Raw genomic sequence first — 22,525 nt, 5'->3', positions numbered from 1 at the left:
TCAGGCCCGGTCCGTTCAGGCCCGGTCTGTTCGGACCCGGCGGCCGGCGTCGGCGGCCGGGTGCAACCCTACGGTCGGAGGCAGCCTTGACTGACACCGCCACCGGCACAGCCGGCAACGCCGCCGGCGGCCGCGCCGCCCAGTTGCAGCACACCGGTCTCCGCCACGGCTGGACGACCGGCGCGTGCGCGACCGCCGCCACGACCGCCGCGTACACCGCGCTCCTCACCGGCGAGTTCCCCGACCCCGTGACGATCACCCTGCCCAAGGGGCAGACGCCCGCCTTCGCCCTCGCCGCCGAGCGGCTCGGGGACGGGCGCGCCATGGCCGGCATCGTCAAGGACGCCGGTGACGACCCGGACGTCACCCACGGTGCGCTGGTCCGTGCGACCGTACGGATCCTCCCGCCCGGTTCCGGCGTCGCCTTCCGGGCCGGGCCGGGCGTGGGCACCGTCACCCGCCCCGGGCTCCCCCTGGACGTGGGCGAGCCCGCCATCAACCCCGTGCCCCGGCAGATGATGCGCGACCACGTCGCCGCGGTCGCCGCCCGGCACGGCGGCTCGGGCAACGTCGAGATCGAGGTCTCCGTCGACCACGGCGCGGAGATCGCCCGCTCGACCTGGAACCCCCGGCTCGGGATCCTCGGCGGCATCTCCATCCTCGGCACCACCGGCATCGTCGTGCCCTACTCGTGCTCCGCCTGGATCGACAGCATCCGGCGCGGCGTGGACGTGGCCCGCGCGGCCGGCCGCCGCCACGTCGCCGGCTGTACGGGGTCGACGTCGGAGAAGGTCGCCGTCGCCGTGCACGGCCTGCCGGAGGACGCCCTGCTCGACATGGGCGACTTCGCGGGCGCGGTCCTGAAGTACATCCGCCGGCACCCCGTGGACCGGCTCACCGTCGCCGGCGGCTTCGCCAAGCTGTCGAAGCTGGCCGCCGGCCACCTCGACCTGCACTCGGGGCGCTCCCAGGTGGACAAGGGGTTCCTCGCGGAGCTGGCCCGGCACGGGGGTGCGGGCGAGGAGCTCGCCGCGGCCGTCGCCTCCGCCAACACCGGCCTGGAAGCGCTGCGGCTGTGCGAGGCCGCCGGCGTTCCGCTCGGCGACCTGGTCGCCGCCACCGCCCGCGACGAGGCGCTCGCCGTGCTGCGCGGCGCGCCCGTCGCGGTCGACGTCATCTGCATCGACCGCGCGGGCGTGATCGTGGGGCGGGCGGAGGCGGTGGGGCCTCGCGGTGTTTAGCCGGCTTCGGCGGTGTTAGCGGAGGGTGTTGACCTGGGTTGTCGCTGCCGGCTTGTCCTTTGCCGGCTTCGGGAGCGCTCCGCAGAACTCGCCCTCGAACATGTTCTCAAAGGGCGGGCTCTCGTTGAGCCAGTCACCGTTGATGTTGAACGTGAGCATGTGCTTGCCGTCACGCGTGCCCGCCGCGCCGGTCAGGGAGCCCCAGACGACGCCGTCGTGCCCGTACACCTGCGCGCCGCACGTCAGCTTGCGGGAGATGATGCCCAGGCCGTACGTGTAGTGCTCGCCCGTCTCGACGGTGGTGAGCATCTCGTCCAGCTGCTTCTTCGGCAGCAGCTTGCCCTGGAGGAGGCCGCTGAAGAACCGGTTGAGGTCCCCGCTCGTGCTCACCACCTCGCCCGTCGCGCCCGACCACGACGGCCGGTACTCGGTGGCGTCGTAGATCTCCGGGCCCGGGTTCGGCACGTACAGCTTCGAGTAGCCGACCGGGTGCGGCGCCGGCAGCTTCGGGTCCGTCCCGGGGAAGGTCGTCTCCTTCAGGCCCATCGGCTTGACGATGCGGCGCTCCACCTCACGGGCGTACGGCTTCCCCGTCACCTTCTCGATGATCATTCCGCCGAGGACGAAGTTCGTGTTCGAGTAGCGCCAGCCCTTGCCGGGCTCGAAGTCCGGGCCGTACTTGATGCCCATCGCCACGATCTGCTCCGGCGTCTTGATGTCGTAGCGGTGCTCGAAGAAGCCCTGCCCGTTCATCTGCTCGTTCCACTCGGGCGTGTACACCATGTCGTGCACGCCGCTGGTGTGGTTGAGGAGCTGACGGATCGTGATCTTGTTGGCGTCGTAGCCGTTGCCCTTGACCACGCCGGGGAGCCACTTCTCGACGGAGTCGTCGATGCTCAGCTTCCCCTCCGCCTCCAGCTGGAGCAGGACCGTCGCGACGAACGACTTCGTGATGCTGCCCGCGCGGAAGTGGTCGGCGGCGGTGCGCTTGCGCTTCGCGGCCGTGTCCGCGTAGCCGGCGGAGCCGGACCAGGTGCCCTTGGGTGTGAGGGTGCCTGCGGCTACGCCGGGCATGTCGGCGGCTACGAGGCCGTTGAGGGCTTCCTGGGTGACGGCGTGGCTCTCGGCGCCCGCCGGGCTGCCGGTTGCCGCGCCCGCCGGGGCTATGGATGTGGCTGCTGCTGCGACTGCCGCGAGGGCTACGAGTGCGGCTCGTGTGGTTTTTGACGTGCGCTTCGGCATGCGGGTCCCCCCTGGGATGATCATTTCGAGGTAAGCATAGGCTAACCTTCCTTCCCGCAGGGGTTGCGGTGGCGGTCCGTGGAATACAGGTAGCTGTCCGGGAACTGCTCCGCCGCGAGTGTGCGGCCCACGATGATGACCGCCGTGCGGATCACTCCGGCCTCCCGCACCTTGTGTGCGATGTCCGCGAGCGTGCCGCGCAGGACCAGTTCGTCCGGGCGGCTCGCCATCGCGACGACCGCCGCGGGGCAGTCGGCGCCGTAGTGCGGCAGGAGTTCGGCGACGACCTCGTCGGTGTAGCGGGCGGCCAGGTGCAGGACGAGGAGGGCGCCGCTGCGGCCGAGGGTGGCGAGGTCCTCGCCGGGGGGCATCGGGGTGGCCTGGCGGGCGATCCGGGTGAGGATCACCGTCTGGCCGACCGTCGGCACGGTCAGCTCGCGGCCGAGGGCGGCGGCGGCCGCGGCGAAGGCGGGGACGCCGGGCACGATCTCGTACGGGATGCCGGCGGCGTCCAGGCGGCGCATCTGCTCGGCTACGGCGCTGAAGACGGAGGGGTCGCCGGAGTGGAGGCGGGCCACGTCGTGGCCCGCCGCGTGGGCGCGGACGAACTCGGCGGTGATGGCGTCGAGGTCGAGTTGCGCCGTGTCGATCAGGCGCGCTCCCGGCTTGCACTCTGCGAGAAGTTCACTCGGCACGAGGCTGCCTGCGTACAGGCAGACGTCGCAGCGGGCGAGGATGCGGGCGCCGCGGAGGGTGATGAGGTCGGCGGCGCCGGGGCCGGCGCCGATGAAGTACACGGTCATGGCTGTGCTCCTGTGGGTACGGGTGCGGGTGGCCGGTGGGTCGGGGCCGGGGCGGGGCCGGCCCTTCCGGGGCTGCATGATTTAGGCGGGCACTGTCAACACGTCTACGAACTCCGAACTTCCGCCACAAATCACGCTTTACGCCCCTCCCAGGGCCGGCCCCGCCCCGGCCCCTCCTCCTCGCCCTGCGTCTGCGGCCCGGTTTTCACCACGGACCACTGCGTCACCGGCATCGCCTGGCGCCAGCCCGTGAAGCCTCCTACGGGCGTCGCGTGCGACACGGCCAGGCGGGTCAGTTCGCCTCCGTGGCGCTTGTACCAGTCCGTGAGCAGCGCCTCGGATTCGAGGGTGACCGTGTTCGCTACGAGGCGGCCGCCCGGGGGCAGTGCCTCCCAGCAGGCGTTCAGCAGGCCGGGGGCCGTGAGGCCGCCGCCTATGAAGATGGCGTCCGGGGTGGGGAGTTCGGTGAGGGCGGCGGGGGCCGGGCCGGTGACTACGCGGAGTGCCGGGACACCGAGCGCGTCGGCATTGCGGGTGATGCGGGCTGCTCTTGCGGGGTCACGCTCGACGCTGACAGCGCGACAGGTCTTATGAGCCCTCATCCATTCGATGGCGATGGAGCCGGAGCCGCCGCCTACGTCCCAGAGGAGTTCACCGGGGGCGGGGGCGAGTGTGGCGAGGGTGACTGCTCGGATATGGCGCTTCGTCAGTTGGCCGTCGTGTTCGTAGGCGTCGTCCGGCAGGCCGGGGGTGAGGGGGAGGCGGGGTGCGCCGGGGGTGCGGTGGCAGGTGATCGCGATGACGTTCAGGGCGTCGCCGGGGGCGTGGTGCCAGTCGTCGGCCGTTCCGTCGACGCGGCGTTCGGTTGCGGCGCCGAGCTGTTCCAGGACCGTCATGCGGCTCGGGCCGTAGCCGTGTGCGCGGAGGTGGGCGGCGACTTCGGCGGGCGTGTCCGCGCCGGAGCTGAGGACGAGCACGTGGTGGTCGTGGTGGAGGGCCGCGGTGAGGGCGGCGAGCGGGCGGCCTACGAGGCTGACCACCTCTGCTTGTTCGCGTGGTATGCCCAGGCGGGCGCAGGCGTACGAGACGGACGACGGGTGCGGGAGCACGTGGAGCGCGTCCGGGCCGAGGGTTTCGGCGAGGGTGCGGCCGATGCCGAAGAACATGGGGTCGCCGCTGGCCAGCACGCAGACGCGGCGGCCCGCGTGCGCCGCCAGCAGGCCCGGGACGGCCGGGCGGAGGGGCGAGGGCCAGGGGACGCGTTCGGCGGGGCAGGTGGTGGGCAGCAGGTCCAGCTGGCGGGGGCCGCCGATGATCACTTCGGCGGTGTTGAGCGCCTCTTGGGAGACGGGGGCCAGGCCGGGCCAGCCGTCGGCGCCGATGCCGACGACGGTGACGGGGGCGGGGCTCACGGGGCTGTCACCTCGGCGTTCGCTGCGATCTGGGGCACGGGAACTCTACTGACCGCGGGCCGCGGCGCGGCATGCGGGCCCTTAATGCATAGGATGTGCAATTGCTATTGGAATGCAGGAGGTGCGGCGTGGTGCGTTCGCCGGTGGTGCTGGGTATCGAGTCGTCCTGCGACGAGACCGGTGCCGGTCTGGTGCGGGACGGGAAACTGCTGGGCCACGCCGTGGCTTCCAGCATGGATGAGCACGCTCGGTACGGCGGCGTCGTCCCCGAGATCGCGGCGCGTGCGCACGTGCATGCCGCGGCGCCCGTGGTGCATGCCGCGCTCGCCGACGCCGGGCTGACGATGCGGGACATCGGCGCCGTCGCCGTGACCACCGGGCCCGGCCTCTCCGGCGCGCTCCAGGTGGGCCTGGCCGCGGCGAAGGGGCTCGCCTACGCGCTGGACGTGCCGCTGTACGGGGTGCACCACCTTGCGGGGCACGTGGCCGCGGACACGCTGGAGCACGGGCCGCTGCCCGATCCCTGCATGGTGCTCATCGTCTCCGGCGGGCACACGTCGCTGCTCCTCGTACGGGATCTGGCGCGCGATCCGATCGTGCACCTCGGTGACACGCTGGACGACGCCGCGGGCGAGTGCTTCGACAAGGTCGCCCGGGTCTTCGGCCTGCCGTACCCGGGCGGGCCCGCCGTCGACCGGGTGGCGCGGGAAGGTGACCCGCGGGCCGTGCCGTTCCCGCGGCCGCTCACGGGGCCGCGGGACGACCGCTACGCGTTCTCGTTCTCCGGGCTGAAGACGGCCGCCGCGCGGTGGGCGGAACAGCACCGGGCAGCGGGGCGGGCGCTGCCCGTCGCGGACGGGGCGGCGTCCTTGCAGGAGGCCGTGGCCGATGTCCTCACGCGCAAGGCGGTGGGGGCGTGTGTGGAGCACGGGGTGGGGACGCTGGTCGTCGTCGGCGGCGTCGCCGCCAACTCCCGGGTCCGGGCCCTGGCCCAGGAGCGGTGCGCCGCCGCGGGCATCGAGCTTCGGGTGCCGCCGCTGCGGCTGTGCACGGACAACGGCGCGATGATCGCCGCCGTGGGCGACCTCCTGGCCCGCGCGGACGCCCCACCGGCCCCCTTGGACATCTCCATCGACCCGTCGGCCCCACTGGAGTACGCGGCGCTCCACCCGGTGGCACGGCAACTCGCCGCGTAGTCACCACAAACCCCGGCCCGCCAAATACCCCCGCCGCCGCGATGAGCAACCACGACGGCGGCAACCGGCGGTGCCGAACCCACCAGTCGCCCCGACGGGCCGCCCACGGCCGACCCCAAACCTTGGGCCCGCCAAATACCCCCGCCGCCGCGGCGAGCAACCACCGCGGCGGTGGTCGGCGGTGCCGAACCCACGCATCCCCCCGGATCGCAAGCCCCCGGGCGGAAGCCGTCAGGCCCCGATCGTTCGGGCCCCGACGGAGTCGACCCCGCCGCCCAGGGTCACGTACTCGCCCTCGTAGCGCGTGCGGATGCGGGACGCCGCGCCCTGGGCGATGTCCAGATCGCGTCTCAAGGACGCGGTGAGGCTGAGCGCCGCCGCGCCCGTCGCCTCGTCCTCCGTGATGCCGTCGCCCCGGCGCGGGAAGCCGCGGGCGCGGACGCGGCCCGTCGGCTCGTCGTGCCAGGACCAGGCGTAGAGCCAGCCGTCGCCGGGCGGCGGGGACGGCAGGGCGTCGACGTCCGCGGGCAGCGCGTACTGCTCAAGAAGGCGACCCGCGGCCCAGGACGCGCGGGCGCGGATCCACGTGGCACCGGACGCCGTCCACGCCGGCACGTCGCCGGCGGGCGGCCGCAGCACGTCCGCCGCGTACCCGCACTGCCGCAGGTGCCACGCCGCGCCCACCAGCGGGTGCCCCGCGAAGGGCAGGGGCCCGCTGGGGGTCCGGATGTCGACCTCACCGCGCCGCGGATCGTCGATGAACACCGTCTCGCTGAAGCCCAGCTCCGCGGCGAGCCGCTGCCGGGCCGCGGAGCCGGGGACGGACGGGCCGTCGTGGACGACGCCCAGGAGGTTGCCGCCGGAGCCGTCCGGGCCGGTGAAGACCCGCAGGATGCGGACGTCCACGACGGTGGCCTTACCAGCCCGCCGGGCGGTAGTCCTTGAGGAAGCAGCCGTACAGGTCCTCGCCCTGCTCACCGCGCACGATCGGGTCGTAGACGCGGGCCGCGCCGTCGACGAGGTCGAGGGGGGCGTGGAAGCCGGCCTCGGCGAGGCGGACCTTGTCCGGGTGGGGGCGCTCGTCGGTGATCCAGCCGGTGTCGACGCTGGTCATGAGGATGTTGTCGGTCTCGAACATCTCCTGCGCGCTGGTGCGCGTGAGCATGTTGAGCGCGGCCTTGGCCATGTTGGTGTGCGGGTGGCCCGCGCCCTTGTAGCCGCGGCTGAAGACGCCCTCCATGGCGGAGACGTTCACCACGTACTTACGGCGCGCGGGCGACGCGGCCATCGCCGGCCGCAGCCGGTTGACCAGTACGAACGGCGCCGTGACGTTGCACAGCTGGACTTCGAGCAGCTCGACGGGGTCGACCTCGCCGACCGCCTGGATCCAGGTGTTGGTGGCGTCCAGGTCGGGCACGAGCCCGCCGGCGTCGATCGCGGTGCCGGCCTCGACGCGGGCCAGGGACGCGGAGCCGCTGGTGAGGGCGAGCTCGGTGAGGGCCTGCGGGGTGAGGGAGTCGTGCCCGCTGCCCGCGGGGGCGGGCAGCTCGGGCTGGGCGCCGCTGCCGAAGGCGCCGAAGACCTCGGAGGCCGGCAGCTCACCGGCGGGCAGCGGGGCGGACTCGGCGCTGATCAGCTCGCGGTAGGCGGCCGGGGAGCGGCGTACGGTCTGGGCCGCGTTGTTGATCAGGATGTCGAGGGGGCCCTCGGCGCTGACCGAGTCGGCGAGGGCGACGACCTGCGCGGGGTCGCGCAGGTCGATGCCGACGATCTTGAGGCGGTGGAGCCAGTCCGCGCTGTCCTCCATCGCCTTGAAGCGGCGGATGGCGTCATTGGGGAAGCGCGTGGTGACGGTGGTGTGCGCACCGTCGCGCAGCAGCCGCAGCGCGATGTACATGCCGATCTTCGCGCGGCCGCCGGTGAGCAGAGCGCGGCGGCCGGTCAGGTCGGTGCGGGCGTCGCGGCGAGCGCGGTTCTCCGCCGCGCAGGGCTGGCAGAGCTGGTGGTAGAACGCGTCGACCTCGGTGTAGCGGTCCTTGCAGGTGTAGCAGGACCGGGGGCGCTCGAGGATGCCGACGATCTGCGTGGCGGCGGTGGCCGCGAGCGGTATGCCGCGGGTCTCGTCGTCGATGCGGTCGGCCGCGCCGGTGGCCGTGGCCTCGGTGACGGCCTTGTCGTGCGCGGTCTTGGCGGCGCGGCGCTCCTGGCGCCGGCGCTGCTTGACCGTGCGGTAGATGCCGGCCGTGGCGCGGCGGACCTCGATCGCGTCGGGGTGGTCGACCGGCAGCTCGTCGAGCTCCTGGAGCACGCTCAGGCAGACCGCCATGCGCTCCGGGTCGATGCCCGGCCCGTACTCGTCCTCGCCCGCTGCGCCTGCGCCCTCGCGGCTGTCCTCAGTGACCTCGGTGACCGTCATCGCCGCTGTTGTTTCCCGGTTCTCTGTTCGAATGAAGCTGCCAGGAAACTGTACGTAGGCGGGGGTGGTGGCACCAAACCCGCAGGCGCGGGGCCTGTGCCGCACGCTTCACACCCGGCACCCCGCGCCTCAAACATCACATACCACTTATTGGGTCTTCCGGGTTAATTGTGTCTTTCGGTGTCTATATCCGACCTGTCTCCACAGTTACACCGGACACAATTGCCGCTCACCACCCATGAGAAAGGTTTAGCCATGTCGCGTATCGCCAAGGCCGCCGTCCTGACCGCTGCCGCCGGCGTCGCCGTCACGGGCGCTGCCGGAGTCGCCTCCGCCAGTGCCGGAGCGAACGGCGCGGCCGTCGGCTCGCCCGGCGTCATCTCCGGCAACACCATTCAGGTCCCGATCCAGGTTCCGATCAACCTGTGCGGCAACACGATCGACATCATTGCCCTCCTGAACCCGACCTTCGGGAACACCTGCGTCATCGCCGGCTAGTGACCCCCGCGCCCGGGCGGGACCACCGGACCTGCCCGCGCGGCAGGCGCGGGAAGGGTCACAGTCAGCCGCCGGAATCCTGACCTGCGCTTTCGTGGCGCCCATCACGCTCTGCGCGGTGGGCGCCACGGTCATGTCCGGCCGCCTCCCGCCCGCCCTCGCCGCTCTCGCCGCCCTCCGCGCCGGAGCGGCCGGGCCGCTGGGCGCCGGGGAGGTCCGGTATCTCCACGACCGGCGGAAGGTCGGGGGTCAGGTGCGAGTGGGCTGTGGTCATCGTCTTCGCCTGCCTTGACTCGGAGGGGCGGGGGGAGGGGGCCGGGGCGTCAGCTCGGGGCCGGGGTGCGCTGCGGAGCCGCCGCGGGAGCCAGGAGCTCCTCGCGCAGCCGCGCGCAGGTCCGGCTGAGGATGCGCGATATCTGCATCTGGGAGACGCCCAGCCGCGCGCCGATCTGCTTCTGGGTGAGGTTGCCGAAGAACCGCCAGTACAGGACGTACCGCTCCCGCTCGGAGAGCGCTCTGAGCAGCGGCTTGAGGGACTGCCGGTCGACGACCAGGTCCAGCGCCGGGTCCGTCCAGCCGAGGGTGTCGGAGAGCGGGAGGTCGTCGGCGCCCAGCACCGGGTGGTCCAGCGACAGCGTGTTGTGCACGCCCTCGGCGGCCAGGCCGCGAAGGACCTCCTCCTCCGACAGGCCGCACTCGGCGGCCAGCTCGGCGGGGCCGGGCCGGGTACGGGCGTCGCGCTGGCCGAGGGCCGTCTGCGCGGCGCGCACGGCCGTGCGGAGCTCCTGGTCGCGGCGGGGGATGTGCAGCGACCAGGCGTGGTCGCGGATGTGCCGCTTGAGCTCGCCGACGATCGTGGGCACGGCGAACGTCTCGAAGGCGTGGCCGAGCCGCGGGTCGTACCGGTCCACGGCGTTGACCAGGCCCAGCGCCGCGACCTGGCGCAGGTCGGCGGGGGTCTCGCCGCTGCTGCGGAAGCGCAGGCTGATGCGCTCCGCCATGGGCAGCCAGGCGGCGATGAGGTCCTGCCGCAGCCGGTCGCGCTCGGTGCCGGCCGGCAGGTCCGCCAGGCGGGCGAAGGAGGCGGCGGTGTCGGGGGCGTCGCGGTTGCGCCGGCGCGCCGTCCGGTCCGCGACCGCAGTCCGGCGCTCCGCGCCCGTCGTCCGCCCCGCGCCGGTCCCCCGGTCCATGGTCGTCGTCCGGTCCATGGTCACAGTCCTCCTCGCTCCTGAGCAAAAGGAGTGCCTGCCGGCCGGAAGCACCTTCCGGTAGGTGCGGCTGCCCCCGCGGGGCACCCGCAAACAGGTCGGCGGATCGCCTCCGCGGGCCGCGGGGGCGGCGTCCGGGGAGGCCGGCCGCATGCCTCAGGATCACCTGGGCCGGCCGGTTCCGCGACTCGGAGCGGCCAAGGCGCTACGGAGAGTGATGGTGCGCCCGGGGTCGAAGTCGGCCGGACCGGTCCTACGCGCGGGCCGCCGGCGGGTGGCAGCGTGTCCGGTGCCCCGCCGCGGAGCGTTTGGCGCGCCCGGCGGCGGGTACCCGGCACCGCGTCCCGAGGAGGCCGTATGCCCGAGCACGCCGACCGCACCGCCGGAGAGGGAACGGGCAAACCCGCAGGCCCGAAGCCGGACGGGCCCTCAGACGCCGATCTGGCCGCGCTCGACGCCCACTGGCGCGCCGCCAACTACCTGGCCGCCGGCCAGCTCTACCTCCTGAGCAACCCGCTGCTGACCGTCCCCCTGGAGCCCGAGCACATCAAGCCCCGGCTGCTCGGCCACTGGGGCACCTCCCCCGGTCTCAACCTGATCCACACCCACCTCAACCGCGTCATCAAGGCGCGCGGCCTGGACGCCGTCTGCATCTGGGGCCCCGGGCACGGCGGTCCCGCCGTGCTCGCCAACTCCTGGCTCGACGGCAGCTACAGCGAGGTCTACCCGGACGTGAGCCGGGACGCCGACGGCATGGAGCGGCTGTTCCGGCAGTTCTCCTTCCCCGGCGGCGTGCCCAGCCACGTCGCCCCGGAGACCCCCGGCTCCCTCCACGAGGGCGGCGAGCTGGGTTACTCCCTCGCCCACGCCTACGGTGCCGCCCTCGACAACCCGGGCCTGCTCGTGGCCTGCGTCGTCGGCGACGGCGAGGCCGAGACCGGCCCGCTGGCCGCGTCCTGGCACGCGAACAAGTTCCTCGACCCCGTCCACGACGGCGCCGTCCTGCCGGTCCTGCACCTCAACGGCTACAAGATCGCCAATCCGACCGTCCTGGCCCGGCTGTCCGAAGGCGAGCTGGACAAGCTCCTGCGCGGGTACGGCCACGAGCCGATCCACGTCGCCGGCGACGACCCCATGGAGGTGCACCGCGCCCTCGCCCAGGCCATGGACCGGGCCCTGGACCACATCGCGCTCGCCCAGCACGTCGCCCGCGAGGAGGGCGTGACCGACCGGCCGCACTGGCCGGTGATCGTGCTCCGTACGCCCAAGGGCTGGACGGGCCCGCGCGAGGTCGACGGCGTGCCCGTGGAGGGCGCGTGGCGCTCCCACCAGGTGCCGCTCGCGGGCGTCCGCGACAACTCCGAGCACCTGCGGCAGCTGGAGACGTGGCTGCGCTCGTACCGGCCGGAGGAGCTCTTCGGCCCGGACGGGCGGCCGCGCCCCGAAGTCCTCGCGCACGTACCGGAAGGCGCCCGGCGGCTCGGCGCCAATCCGCACGCCAACGGCGGCCTCCTCACGCGCTCCCTGCCCGTACCGCCGCTGGAGCACTACGCGGTGCCCGTCGACAAGCACGGCGCCGGCCCGCACGAGCCCACCCGCGTCCTCGGCGGGCTGCTCGCGCAGATCATGGCCGACACGGCGGGCAGCCGGGACTTCCGCGTCGTCGGACCCGACGAGACCGCCTCCAACCGGCTCGACGCCCTCTACTCCGTCACCGGCAACGCCTGGCAGGCCGGACAACTGCCCACCGACGAACACCTCGCCCGCGACGGCCGCGTGATGGAGGTGCTCTCCGAACACCTCTGCCAGGGCTGGCTGGAGGGCTACACCCTCACCGGCCGCCACGGCCTGTTCTCCTGCTACGAAGCGTTCGTCCACATCGTCGACTCGATGGTCAACCAGCACATCAAGTGGCTCAGGACCGCGCGCACCCTGCCCTGGCGCCGCCCCGTGCCCTCCCTCAACTACCTGCTGACCTCGCACGTCTGGCGCCAGGACCACAACGGCTTCTCCCACCAGGACCCCGGCTTCGTGGACCACGTCCTCAACAAGTCCCCCGAAGTGGTCCGCGTCTACCTGCCCCCGGACGCCAACACGCTGCTGTGCGTGGCCGATCACGTGCTGCGCAGCCGCGACTACGTCAACGTCGTCCTCGCCGGCAAGCAGCCCTGCTTCGACTGGCTCGGCCTGGACGCGGCCCGCGCGCACTGCGCCCGCGGCGCGGGCGTGTGGGAGTGGGCGGGCACCGAGACCGGCGACCGGCCCCCGGACGCCGTCCTGGCCTGCGCCGGCGACGTCCCCACCCAGGAGGTGCTGGCCGCCGCCGACCTGCTCCGCCACGAACTGCCCCAGCTCGCCCTGCGCGTCGTCAACGTCGTCGACATGACGCGGCTGCTGCCGCAGAAGGAGCACCCGCACGGCATGCCGGACACGGAGTACGACGCGCTGTTCACGCCCGACAAGCCCGTCATCTTCGCCTACCACGGCTACCCGTGGCTGATCCACCGCCTCGCCTACCGCCGCACGGGCCACGCCAACCTGCACGTCCGCGGCTACAAGGAGGCCGGAACGACGACCACCCCCTTCGACATGGTCGTCCGCAACGACCTCGACCGCTACCGCCTCGTCATGGACGTCATCGACCGGGTGCCGGGGCTGGGCGTGCGGGCCGCGTCCGTACGGCAGGCGATGGCGGACGCGCGCACCCGGCACCACGCGTGGATCCGGGAACACGGCGTGGACATGCCGGAGGTCGCCGACTGGAGCTGGCGGGGCTGACACAGCGCCACATGTGCTGACACACCGCCCCGTGTGATGCGCGGCACCCCGGCGAAGCCTTGACGGCCCCTGCGTGTAATCGATTACCTGGCCCGCACAGCAGCCGTGCGAAATCGATTACACGGATGGCACGAGCCGGGGCGGGAGGCGCAGCACCATGGCGAACATCAAGGACGTCGCCGAGCGGGCCGGCGTCTCCGTCGCCACCGTCTCCCGCGTCCTCAACGGCCGCTCCCCCGTCGCCGCGACCCGCGAGCGCGTCCTGGCCGCCGTCGCGGAGCTCGGCTACCGGCCCGACGCCGTCGCCCGGGCCCTGCGCACCGCGCGCACCCGTACGCTCGGGCTCGTCATCAGCGACCTGCGCAACCCCTTCTTCACCGAACTGGCCGACGCCGTCGAGCAGGAGGCCCGCCGGCTGGGCTACAGCCTGATCATCGGCAACGCCGGTGAGAGCACGCGGCAGCAGGACGACCACATCCGCACCCTCCTCGACCGGCGCATCGACGGCCTGCTGGTCAGCTCCGCGGGCACCGGCTCGGCGATGCTCCGCGAAGCCGCCGGCGCCGGCACGCCGCTCGTGCTCCTCGACCGCACGGTGCCGGGCGTCGCCGCCCCGTGCGTCCGCGCCGAGGGCCGGGCCGCGCTGACGGAGCTCGCCGCGCACCTGGCGGCGCTGGGGCGGCGCCGGCCGGCCGTCATCGTCGCGCCGGCCGGGACGCCCGTCGGGGACGAGCGCCTGGAGCTGTTCCGGGCCGCCCTCGCCGCCCACGGCATCGCCCTGCCGCCGGAGCGCGTCGGCGCCTCGCCGGACCTGCGCCCGGAAGGCGGCCGGCAGGTGATGCGGCGGCTGCTGGACCTCGCGGAGCCGCCGGACGCCGTACTGGCCACCGACAACCTCATGGCGCTCGGCGCCCTGGACGAGGTGCGGGCGCGAGGGCTGCGCATCCCCTCCGACGTCGCGCTCGTCGCCTTCGACGACGTGGCGTGGTTCGCCCACCTCGACCCGCCGCTCACGGCCGTCGCCCAGCCGACGCGCGCGCTGGGCGAGGCCGCCGTGCACGCGCTGCTGGAGCGCATCGAGGGGCGCGAGGCCCCGTCCGTGCTGCTCCCCGCCCGGCTCGTACCGCGCCGCTCCTGCGGCGAGGCGGCAACCCGCTGACAACCAGGAGAACGGACACCAGGAGAGGGGCAGCGCATGACCGGCGTCAACGACGACGTACGGGACGGCCGCGAGCTACTGCGGGTCGAAGGCGTCACCAAGGCGTTCCCGGGCGTCCGCGCCCTGGACGGCGTCTCCTTGCGCCTGCGCGCGGGCGAGGTGCACGTGCTCCTCGGCGAGAACGGCGCCGGCAAGAGCACGCTCATCAAGATGCTCGCCGGCGTCCACCGGCCCGACGCGGGCCGCATCCTGGTGGCCGGCCGCGAGGTCGCCGTCCGCTCCGCGCAGGACGCGCAGCGGCTCGGCATCGCCACCATCCACCAGGAGTTCAACCTCGTGCCCGGCCTGACCGTCGCCGAGAACATCTTCCTGGGCCGCCTGCCGCGCACCGCCCTCGGCCTGGTCGACAAGCGCACGACGCGGGAACGGGCCGCGGAACTCCTGCGCCGCGTGGGGCTGGACGTCTCCCCCACCACGCCCGTCGCCGAGCTCGGCATCGCCCGCCTCCAGATGGTCGAGATCGCCAAGGCCCTCAGCCTCGGCGCCCGCGTCCTGATCATGGACGAGCCGACGGCGGTGCTCACCTCCGAGGAGGTGAACACGCTCTTCGGCATCGTCCGCGAGCTGCGCGACAGCGGCGTCGGCATCGTCTTCATCACCCACCACCTGGAGGAGATCGCGGCGCTCGGGGACCGGGTGACGGTCCTGCGCGACGGCCGGTCGGTCGCCGAGGTGCCCGCCACCACGGACGAGGACGAGCTGATCCGGCTGATGGTCGGCCGCGACATCGCCGAGCAGTACCCGCGCGAGCGCCCCGCCGCACCCGGCGCGCCGCTGCTGCGGGTGCGCGGGCTGACCCGCGAACCCGCCTTCCGCGACGTCGCCTTCGACGTCCGGGCCGGGGAGGTCGTGGGGCTCGCCGGCCTGGTCGGCGCGGGCCGCACGGAGGTGGCGCGGGCGCTGTTCGGGGTGGACCGCTACGACGCCGGGACCGTCGAGGTCGACGGCCGGCCGCTGGCCCGCGGCGACGTGCGGGCGGCGATGCGGGCCGGAGTCGGCCTCGTCCCCGAGGACCGCAAGGGCCAGGGCCTGCTCCTGGACGCCTCGCTGGGCGACAACCTCACCCTGGCCCGGCTGGACCGGGACACCCGGGGCGGCTTCGTGGACCGGCGCGGCCAGCGGCGGGAGGCAGCAGCGGTCGCCGAGCGGCTGAAGGTGCGCATGAGCGGCCTGGAGCAGAGCGCGCGGACCCTCTCCGGCGGCAACCAGCAGAAGATCGTCATCGGCAAGTGGCTGCTGGCCGGGGCCCGGCTGCTGATCCTCGACGAGCCGACGCGCGGCATCGACGTCGGCGCGAAGGTCGAGATCTACCGGCTCGTCAACGAGCTGACGGCCGCCGGCCACGCCGTGCTGATGATCTCCAGCGACCTGCCCGAGGTGCTCGGCATGAGCGACCGGGTCCTGGTCATGGCCCAGGGCCGGATCGCCGGGGAGCTGTCGGGCGAGCGGGCCACGCAGGACGCGGTGATGGAGCTGGCCCTGAGGCCGGCGAACGACGGCAACACGTACGAGGTGAGCGCGATGGAGGGCTCCGATGTCGGCTGAGGTGCTGCGGGCGCCCGGGGGCAACGCCCTCGGGCAGTGGTTCACGAGGGCGGTGCTCCGCAACGGCCCGCTGGGCGGGCTGATCGCCCTCGTCGTGGTGATGGCGGTGCTGTCCCGGGACTTCCTGAACGGGCAGAACCTCCTCAACGTGGGCGTGCAGGCGTCGGTGACGGCGATCCTGGCGTTCGGCGTCACGTTCGTGATCGTGTCGGCGGGCATCGACCTGTCCGTCGGCTCGGTCGCCGCCCTGTCGGCGACCGTCGTGGCGTGGTGCGCGACGAAGGAGGGCCTGCCCGTCTGGCTGTCGGTGCTGCTGGGCCTGGCCGTGGGCGCGGCGGCCGGGCTGGTCTCCGGCGCCCTCGTCGCGTACGGGAGGCTGCCGGCGTTCATCGCCACCCTGGCGATGCTCTCGGTCGGCCGCGGCCTGGCCCTCGTGATCTCCGGGGGCTCCCCCATCGCCTTCCCCTCCTCCCTCGGCGGGCTCGGCGGCACGCTGGGCGGCTGGCTGCCCGTGCCCGTCCTCGTGCTGGCCGCCATGGGCGCGGTCGCGGCGCTGATCCTGGCCCGTACGTACACCGGCCGCGCGATGTTCGCGATCGGCGGCAACGAGGAAGCGGCCCGGCTGTCGGGGATCGACGTCCGGCGCCGCAAGCTCGTCATCTACGCGCTGTCCGGGCTGTTCGCGGCCGTGGCCGGCATCGTGCTGGCCGCCCGGCTGACGTCGGCGCAGCCGCAGGCCGCGGTCGGCTACGAGCTGGACGCCATCGCGGCCGTCGTCATCGGCGGGGCGAGCCTGTCGGGCGGCTCCGGCAAGGCGTCGGGCACGCTGATCGGTGCGCTGATCCTCGCGGTGCTGCGCAACGGCCTCAACCTGCTGAGCGTGTCGGCGTTCTGGCAGCAGGTGGCGACGGGCCTGGTCATCGCGCTGGCCGTGCTGCTGGACACGCTGCGCCGCCGGAGCACGCGATGAGGCGGCGGGTGACGAGGCGGCGGATGACGCGGGGCCGCGCGGCAAGGGTGCGCGTCGTGGCCGTGACGGCGGGCCTGGCGGCCTCCCTGGCCCTGTCCGGCTGCGACCGCGGCGGGAACACCGACCTCGGGCTCGCCCTGTCGACGCTCAACAACCCCTTCTTCGTCGGCATCAAGGAGGGCGCCCGGGCGGAGGCGCAGGACCGCGGCCTGAAGATCAACATCACGGACGCGCAGAACGACCCCACCCAGCAGATCAACCAGATGGAGACGTTCACGAGCCAGAACGTCAAGGCCGCCGTCATCAATCCCGTCGACTCCGACGCCGCGGTCCCGGCCGTGGGCGTGGCCAACCGGGCGGACGTGCCGGTGATCTCCATCGACCGGGGCGTGAACGGCGGCCGGGTCGGCTCGACGATCGCCTCCGACAACACCGAGGGCGGGCGGCTGGCGGCCAGGACGCTCGCCGCGTCCCTCGGCGGCAAGGGGAAGGTGGCGTTCCTGGAGGGTCAGCCGGGGACCTCGGCGGCGCGCGAGCGCGGCAAGGGATTCGAGGAGGGCATCAGGGCGTACCCGGGCATCGAGGTCGTGGCCCGCCAGCCCGCCGACTTCGACCGCACCAAGGGCATGGACGTGATGGCCAACATGCTCCAGGCGCACCGGGACCTCGGCGGCGTCTTCGCCGCGAACGACGAGATGGCGCTCGGCGCGGCCAAGGCCCTGGGCTCCGCTTCGGGCAAGAGGGTGAAGGTCGTGGCCTTCGACGGCACGCCGGACGGGATCGCCGCCGTCCGGGCCGGGACGCTGACCGCGACCGTCGCCCAGCAGCCGCGGCTGCTGGGCCGGCAGGCGGTGGACTGGGCGGTGAAGGCGGCGCGGGGCGAGCGGCTGCCGGCCCGGGTGAAGGTGCCGGTCGTGCTGGTGACCAAGGAGAACGCGGACGGATTCGATGGGTGACGACACGATGCACGACAAGATGCAGGGCGAGAAGCGGGACGAGATGCACGGCAAGACGTACGACGTCCTGGTCGTGGGGTCCGCCAACGCGGACCTGACGGTCCGGGTGGAGCGCCGGCCCGGCGCGGGCGAGACCGTACCGGGTTCGGATCTGGTCGAGTCGGCGGGCGGCAAGGGTGCCAATCAGGCCGCGGCCGCGGCCCGCCTCGGCGCCCGGACGGCGCTGCTGGCCAGGGTCGGTGACGACGCGTTCGGCGAGCTGCTGCTGGCCGGGCAGCGCGAGGCCGGCACGGAGCTGCGGCACGTGCTGGTCGAGGAGGGCGCCCGGACGGGCACGGCGATGATCGTCGTCGGCCCGGACGGGGACAACAGCATCGTGGTCTCGCCGGGCGCGAACGCCCGGCTCCTGCCGGAGGACGTCGAGGCGGCGCGGGACGTCATCGCCGCCTCGGCCGTGGTCTCCCTCCAGCTGGAGATCCCGCCCGCGACCGTGCGGGCGGCCGCCGAGACCGCCCGGGACGCGGGCGCGCGCGTGGTGGTCAACCCCTCGCCGGCGCCGGACCGGCTGGACACCGAGGTCCTCACGGCGGCCGACCCGCTGGTCGTCAACGAGCACGAGGCGCGGCACCTGACGGAGCTCACCGACGGCACGCCGGAGGCGTGGGCCCGCGCCCTGCGCGCCCAGGGCGCCCGCTCGGTCGTGGTCACGCTCGGGGCCGAGGGGGCGCTGACCCTGGACGCGGGGGCCGCGGAGGCGGTGGCGGTGCCCGGCGTCAAGGCCGAGGCCGTCGACACCACGGGCGCCGGGGACGCCTTCACGGGCGCGCTCGCGGCCCGGCTGGCCGCGGGCGCCTCGCTGGCCGAGGCGGCCCGCTTCGCCGTACGGGTCGGCGCCGCGTCCGTGACCCGGCCGGGCGCCCAGCCCTCGTACCCGACGCTCGCGGAACTGCCTCCGGAACCCGGACCGTTGTCCTGAACCGTTGGCCTGAACCGAGCGCGCGGTCCGGTGGCGCCTTCGTGACGGGAATTGTGCGGGCGCCATAGGCAGAGTGGGGTGAACACACCAGGATCGGGTACGCAGGTGCCCGTCCTATCCGTACGAGCCGGAGGTGCCCGATGCGTCTGACGCGTCGCCCAGCCGCCGCCGTGGCAGCCGCTGCTGCCGTGGCCGCCACTGCCGTCGCCGTCGCCCTGCCGTCACCGCAACCCGCCGCAGCCGACGGCGAGAAGACCCTGGCCTGGACCGCGGTGCACCGCACCGGCAGCCCGCCCGAACACCCCAAGGAGGGCGACACCTGGGCCGTCTACGCCGACCTGAAGGGCCCGTCCGGCGAGTCCGCCGGGGACGGCAGCGCCGTCTGCACGGTGGTGCTCCTGCGGTACGAGGGCGTGGTCGCCCAGTGCCGGTACGTGCTGCGCGGGACGGACGGCACGCTGGTGCTGGAGTCCATGGAGAACCGCTTCGGGCGCGGCCCGTACCGCAGCGACGCGGCCGTCGTCGGCGGCACGGGGGCGTACGCGGGCGCCAAGGGCGAGGTGAAGCTCACCATCGAGAACCAGCGCACGCTCTACAACGTCCGTCTCAAGTAGCCCCGGAAAGGCCCTGTCCGGCGCCCGTCCTACGCTCGGACGATGGACACCGCCGACACCACCGCGACCGCTTGTACCGCCGACCCTGCCGCCCTTCCGCGCCCGTTCGGCGCCGCGTTCTTCGCCGACCCCTACCCGGTCTACGCGCGGCTGCGGGCGGCGGGCTCCGTGCACCGGATCGCGCTCCCCGACGGCTCGCCCGTCTGGCTCGTCACCCACGAGGCGGACGTGCGAGCCGCGCTCACCGACCCGCGGCTGTCGGTGAACAAAGCGCACTCCGGCAGCGGTTACCGGGGCTTCTCCCTGCCGCCCGCCCTCGACGCCAATCTGCTCAACATCGACCCGGCCGACCACCTGCGGCTGCGCCGCCTGGTGTCGAAGGGCTTCACGCCGCGCCGCGTCGCGGATCTGCGCGGGCGCGTCCAGGCCACGGCGGACCGGCTCGCCGGCGCCCTCGCCGGGCGGATCGCCGCGGAGGGCAGCGCCGACCTGGTCACAGAATTCGCCAATCCGCTGCCGCTGGCCGTCATCGGCGACCTGCTCGGCGTGCCGGAGGCGGACCGGCGGCCGTTCTCCGCGGACGTGGGCACGATGTTCGCACCCGGGCACCCTGCGCAGGTCGGGGAGGCCGTGGACCGCATCCACCGCTTCCTGCTGGACCTCGTCGCGGCGCGCCGGGCCGCGCCCGCGGACGACCTGCTGTCCGCGCTGATCGCCGCGCGTGACGACGGCGACCGGCTCGGCGAGGACGAGCTGGTCTCGCTGGCCTTCCTGATCCTGATGGCGGGCAGCGAGAACGCCCAGCACCTGATCAGCGGCGGCCTGCTGACCCTGCTCGGCCACCCGGAGCAGCTGGCCGCGGTGCGCGCGGACCCGGCGCTGTGGCCGGGGGCCGTCGAGGAGCTGCTGCGCTTCGGCCACCCCAACCAGATGGCCATCCGCCGCTTCCCGGTGGAGCCGGTCGAGATCGGCGGCGTCCGCATACCGCCGGGCGACACGGTGCTGCTCTGCCTCGCGTCCGCCCACCGGGATCCGCAGCGCTACCCGGATCCGGACCGCTTCGACGTCCACCGCGAGGACAAGGCGCACCTGGCCCTCGGCCACGGCGTGCACTACTGCCTCGGCGCGCCCCTCGCCCGCATGGAGACCGGCATCGCGCTCGCGACGCTGCTGCGCCGGCTGCCGGGCATCGCCCTCGCGGTCCCGGCGGGCGCGCTGCGGTGGCGGGCGTCGTTCCGGTCGCACGCGCTGAGGGAGCTGCCGGTCACGGTCACGGGGCGGCAGGGGGCGCCGGGACGGCGCGGGCGATGAGGAGGGCCACGTCGTCCTGGTCGTTGCCGGGGCGCAGGGACGTCAACAGGAGGTCGCAGGTCTCCTCCAGGCCCGCGGGGGCGTCGGCCAGGACGGCGAGGAGCGCTTCGAGGCGGGCGTCGATGGCCTCGTCGCGGGTCTCGACCAGGCCGTCGGTGTAGAGGACGAGGCCGTCGCCGGGCGCGAGGTCCACGGCCGTGTTCTCGAAGGGGATGCCGCCGACGCCCAGCGGGGCCCCGGCGGGGAGGTCGACGAGGGCCGGGGGGTGGCCGGGGCGGAGGCGGACGGGCGGGAGGTGGCCGGCGTTGGCCACCCGGCAGAGGCCGCTGCGCGGGTCGTACACGGCGTACAGGCACGTCGCGATCATCTGGTCCAGACCACTGGCGGTGTGGTCGAGGTGGTCCAGCACCCGGGCCGGGTCGAGGCCGAGCTGGGCGAGGGTGCGGGCGGCGGTGCGCAGCTGCCCCATGGCGGCCGCCGCGTTGATGCCGCTGCCCATGACGTCGCCGACGACCAGGGCGCTCTTCTCGCCGTCCTGCGGGATGACGTCGAACCAGTCGCCGCCGACCCTGCTGGCCGCGCCGGCGGGCTGGTAGCGGAAGGCGATCTCCAGGCCTACGGAGCCCTGGGGCCGCTGGGGCAGCAGGCTGCGCTGGAGGGTGAGGGCGGCGGCGCGCTCGCGCTGGTACCAGCGGGCGTTGTCGATGGAGACCGCGGCGCGGGCGGCGAGCTCGGCGGCGAGGGCGGCGTCGTCCTCGTCGAAGGGGCGGGGGTTGCCGATGCGTTTGAGGTCGAGGGCGCCGAGCACCTCGCCGCGGGCGATGAGCGGCACGGCCATGTAGGAGTGCAGGCCGGCGCGGGCGAGCAGGCGGGCCGCGTCGGCGTCGCGGGCGATCTCCGGCAGGTCCTCGGCGTGCACGCGGGGCACCCTGACCGGGTGGCCGGTGCGCACGCAGCGGGCGACGAGCCGGTCGTGGTCGTACTTGGCGATCCCGCCGGGCGGGTCGGCGGCCCGTACGGCGTCGGCGCAGGCCGCGGACGCGGCGGCGTCGGCCCCGCGCGCGGCGGCGACGGCCAGGGCCCGGAAGACCTCGCCCCGGCCCGAGGAGGCCCCGGCGCGTCCGCCGTCGACGACGGTGTCGAGGACGTCGACGGCGGCGACGTCGGCGAGGCGGGGCACCACGACCTCGGCGAGCTCGCGCGCGGTCTGTTCCAGCTCCAGCGTGGTGCCGATCAGCACGGAGGCGTCGGCGATGAGCGCGGTGCGGCGGCGGGCCTCCTCCAGGGCGCGGTGGCGGTCGCTGACGTCGACGAGGGACGTGGCGACGCCGAGGATCTGCCCGCCGGGGTCCTCCAGGCGGTAGTACGAGACGAGCTGGGCCTGTCCCTCGTCCGCGCCGCCGCCCTCGTGGCCGACGGCCATCCGGTCCAGCAGCGGGGTGCCGGTGGCGAGGACCTCGCGCATGGCGGCCTCGATGGCGCCGGTGTCCGCGCGGGGCAGCACCTCGCGGACGGTGCGGCCGGTGCACTGCTCGGCGCGCAGGCCGTAAATGCGTTCGAGGGCGGGGTTGACCATGACGTAGCGGAGGGCGGTGTCGAGGACCGCGAGCCCGATCGGGGACTGGCGGACCAGGCCCAGCGACAGGGCGAGGTCCCGCTCGACCGTGCGCAGGACCTCCCGGTCGGTGGCGATGCCGAGGGCGAAGAACTCGCCGTGCCGGTCCTCCAGGCGCACGTTGCGGAACTCGATCAGCCGGGTGCCGCCGTCCTTGTGCCGGGCGGGGAAGACCACGGCGAAGGTCTCGCCCTCGGCCATGACCTCGGCGAACAGCTGGAGCACCGCGTGGACGTCGTCCTCGGCGACCAGCAGCCGGGCGGCGTACTGGCCGAGGGCCTCGGCCGCGGTCCAGCCGAAGAGCTGCTCGGCCTGCGGGCTCCACAGCACGATCCGGCCCTCGCGGTCCAGCACCCCGGCGGCCACGCCCAGCTCGTCCAGCAGGCTGCCGGGCACGTACGGCGCACGGCCGGAGGTCTGCTGGACGGGGCGGGCCCGGAATGCGTCGGTCGCGCCCATCGAGGACCTCCTTCCGCCCGCCGCAGCGGTTCCATGGTCTCTCCGAAGGGGGCGGGCGCGCAGCCC

Annotated in this window: 17 protein-coding genes and 1 pseudogene; 10 read left to right on the top strand and 8 right to left on the bottom strand. The window is 74.1% G+C overall.

Features of this window, described 5'->3' with window-relative positions:
- The first annotated feature begins 86 nt into the window (after window positions 1-86).
- Window positions 87-1,241: a cobalt-precorrin-5B (C(1))-methyltransferase gene (locus PS271_RS26005; RefSeq protein ID WP_398385095.1), complete on the top strand. Its 1,155-nt coding sequence runs from the start codon at window positions 87-89 to the stop codon at window positions 1,239-1,241.
- Window positions 1,242-1,256: 15 nt separating this feature from the next.
- Here the strand turns inward: PS271_RS26005 and PS271_RS26000 are convergent, their stop codons facing one another.
- From PS271_RS26000 to cbiE, 3 genes are all read right to left on the bottom strand, one after another.
- Complete coding sequence (locus tag PS271_RS26000) at window positions 1,257-2,483, bottom strand: serine hydrolase domain-containing protein (RefSeq protein WP_398385093.1); 1,227 nt, start codon at window positions 2,481-2,483, stop codon at window positions 1,257-1,259.
- A gap of 41 nt (window positions 2,484-2,524) precedes the next feature.
- Window positions 2,525-3,286 carry a precorrin-4 C(11)-methyltransferase gene (cobM, locus tag PS271_RS25995; RefSeq protein ID WP_398385091.1) on the bottom strand — a complete coding sequence of 254 codons (762 nt, stop codon included), beginning with the start codon at window positions 3,284-3,286 and terminating at the stop codon, window positions 2,525-2,527.
- Between the two features lie 131 nt (window positions 3,287-3,417).
- Window positions 3,418-4,698 (bottom strand): precorrin-6y C5,15-methyltransferase (decarboxylating) subunit CbiE, encoded by a 1,281-nt coding sequence (gene cbiE / locus PS271_RS25990; protein ID WP_398385089.1) that lies wholly within the window; start codon window positions 4,696-4,698, stop codon window positions 3,418-3,420.
- A 131-nt stretch (window positions 4,699-4,829) separates the two neighbouring features.
- On the opposite strand from cbiE, the gene tsaD reads away from it, so the two are divergent.
- Complete coding sequence (tsaD, locus tag PS271_RS25985) at window positions 4,830-5,894, top strand: tRNA (adenosine(37)-N6)-threonylcarbamoyltransferase complex transferase subunit TsaD (RefSeq protein ID WP_398387064.1); 1,065 nt, start codon at window positions 4,830-4,832, stop codon at window positions 5,892-5,894.
- Between the two features lie 231 nt (window positions 5,895-6,125).
- Here tsaD and PS271_RS25980 read toward each other — a convergent pair whose 3' ends face one another.
- Both PS271_RS25980 and PS271_RS25975 read right to left on the bottom strand, forming a co-directional pair.
- On the bottom strand, window positions 6,126-6,800 hold the full coding sequence (locus PS271_RS25980) for a PhzF family phenazine biosynthesis protein (RefSeq protein WP_398385087.1): 675 nt from the start codon (window positions 6,798-6,800) through the stop codon (window positions 6,126-6,128).
- Window positions 6,801-6,810: 10 nt separating this feature from the next.
- Complete coding sequence (locus tag PS271_RS25975) at window positions 6,811-8,310, bottom strand: SDR family NAD(P)-dependent oxidoreductase (protein WP_398385085.1); 1,500 nt, start codon at window positions 8,308-8,310, stop codon at window positions 6,811-6,813.
- Between the two features lie 255 nt (window positions 8,311-8,565).
- Here PS271_RS25975 and PS271_RS25970 point away from each other — a divergent pair, with 255 nt between their 5' ends.
- Window positions 8,566-8,808 (top strand): chaplin, encoded by a 243-nt coding sequence (locus tag PS271_RS25970; protein ID WP_030364967.1) that lies wholly within the window; start codon window positions 8,566-8,568, stop codon window positions 8,806-8,808.
- Between the two features lie 64 nt (window positions 8,809-8,872).
- On the opposite strand, the gene PS271_RS25965 is transcribed toward PS271_RS25970, so the two are convergent.
- Window positions 8,873-9,082, bottom strand: a complete 210-nt coding sequence (locus PS271_RS25965) for a hypothetical protein (RefSeq protein ID WP_398385083.1) — start codon at window positions 9,080-9,082, stop codon at window positions 8,873-8,875.
- Between the two features lie 49 nt (window positions 9,083-9,131).
- Entirely contained in the window at window positions 9,132-10,016 is an 885-nt protein-coding gene (locus PS271_RS25960; protein WP_398385080.1) for a SigB/SigF/SigG family RNA polymerase sigma factor, read from the bottom strand.
- Window positions 10,017-10,373: 357 nt separating this feature from the next.
- Between PS271_RS25960 and PS271_RS25955 the strand changes: the two genes are divergently transcribed.
- The 7 genes and pseudogenes from PS271_RS25955 (at window position 10,374) to PS271_RS25925 (ending at window position 20,385) form a co-directional block, all read left to right on the top strand.
- A complete protein-coding gene (locus tag PS271_RS25955; protein ID WP_398385078.1) occupies window positions 10,374-12,794 on the top strand; it encodes a phosphoketolase family protein in 2,421 nt (806 codons plus the stop codon).
- 157 nt (window positions 12,795-12,951) lie between these two features.
- Window positions 12,952-13,953: a LacI family DNA-binding transcriptional regulator gene (locus PS271_RS25950; RefSeq protein ID WP_398385076.1), complete on the top strand. Its 1,002-nt coding sequence runs from the start codon at window positions 12,952-12,954 to the stop codon at window positions 13,951-13,953.
- Window positions 13,954-13,989: 36 nt separating this feature from the next.
- Window positions 13,990-15,558 carry a sugar ABC transporter ATP-binding protein gene (locus PS271_RS25945; protein ID WP_398385074.1) on the top strand — a complete coding sequence of 523 codons (1,569 nt, stop codon included), beginning with the start codon at window positions 13,990-13,992 and terminating at the stop codon, window positions 15,556-15,558.
- Window positions 15,548-17,484: pseudogene (locus tag PS271_RS25940) on the top strand (ABC transporter permease/substrate-binding protein). Before PS271_RS25945 ends, PS271_RS25940 begins: the two are co-directional and overlap by 11 nt.
- 43 nt (window positions 17,485-17,527) lie before the next feature.
- The gene (gene rbsK, locus PS271_RS25935; protein ID WP_398387062.1) at window positions 17,528-18,460 is read left to right on the top strand and encodes a ribokinase; all 933 of its coding nucleotides are present in this window, start codon (window positions 17,528-17,530) and stop codon (window positions 18,458-18,460) included.
- Between the two features lie 188 nt (window positions 18,461-18,648).
- Complete coding sequence (locus tag PS271_RS25930) at window positions 18,649-19,074, top strand: hypothetical protein (protein ID WP_398385071.1); 426 nt, start codon at window positions 18,649-18,651, stop codon at window positions 19,072-19,074.
- 42 nt (window positions 19,075-19,116) lie between these two features.
- The gene (locus PS271_RS25925) at window positions 19,117-20,385 is read left to right on the top strand and encodes a cytochrome P450 family protein (protein ID WP_398385069.1); all 1,269 of its coding nucleotides are present in this window, start codon (window positions 19,117-19,119) and stop codon (window positions 20,383-20,385) included.
- Here PS271_RS25925 and PS271_RS25920 read toward each other — a convergent pair.
- Complete coding sequence (locus PS271_RS25920) at window positions 20,345-22,459, bottom strand: SpoIIE family protein phosphatase (protein WP_398385067.1); 2,115 nt, start codon at window positions 22,457-22,459, stop codon at window positions 20,345-20,347. The genes PS271_RS25925 and PS271_RS25920 overlap by 41 nt on opposite strands.
- Window positions 22,460-22,525 lie beyond the last annotated feature (66 nt).

This window comes from Streptomyces sp. SCA2-17 (assembly GCF_044336695.1).
This window is presented reverse-complemented; position numbering and strand designations above follow the sequence as displayed.

Coding starts and splice junctions, on each gene's coding strand:
- PS271_RS26000 (WP_398385093.1), bottom strand. CDS start 2,483: ATGCCGAAGCGCACGTCAAAAACCACACGAGCCGCACTCGTAGCCCTC.
- cobM (WP_398385091.1), bottom strand. CDS start 3,286: ATGACCGTGTACTTCATCGGCGCCGGCCCCGGCGCCGCCGACCTCATC.
- PS271_RS25975 (WP_398385085.1), bottom strand. CDS start 8,310: ATGACGGTCACCGAGGTCACTGAGGACAGCCGCGAGGGCGCAGGCGCA.
- PS271_RS25970 (WP_030364967.1), top strand. CDS start 8,566: ATGTCGCGTATCGCCAAGGCCGCCGTCCTGACCGCTGCCGCCGGCGTC.
- PS271_RS25965 (WP_398385083.1), bottom strand. CDS start 9,082: ATGACCACAGCCCACTCGCACCTGACCCCCGACCTTCCGCCGGTCGTG.
- PS271_RS25960 (WP_398385080.1), bottom strand. CDS start 10,016: ATGGACCGGACGACGACCATGGACCGGGGGACCGGCGCGGGGCGGACG.
- PS271_RS25955 (WP_398385078.1), top strand. CDS start 10,374: ATGCCCGAGCACGCCGACCGCACCGCCGGAGAGGGAACGGGCAAACCC.
- PS271_RS25950 (WP_398385076.1), top strand. CDS start 12,952: ATGGCGAACATCAAGGACGTCGCCGAGCGGGCCGGCGTCTCCGTCGCC.
- PS271_RS25945 (WP_398385074.1), top strand. CDS start 13,990: ATGACCGGCGTCAACGACGACGTACGGGACGGCCGCGAGCTACTGCGG.
- rbsK (WP_398387062.1), top strand. CDS start 17,528: ATGCACGGCAAGACGTACGACGTCCTGGTCGTGGGGTCCGCCAACGCG.
- PS271_RS25925 (WP_398385069.1), top strand. CDS start 19,117: ATGGACACCGCCGACACCACCGCGACCGCTTGTACCGCCGACCCTGCC.
- PS271_RS25920 (WP_398385067.1), bottom strand. CDS start 22,459: ATGGGCGCGACCGACGCATTCCGGGCCCGCCCCGTCCAGCAGACCTCC.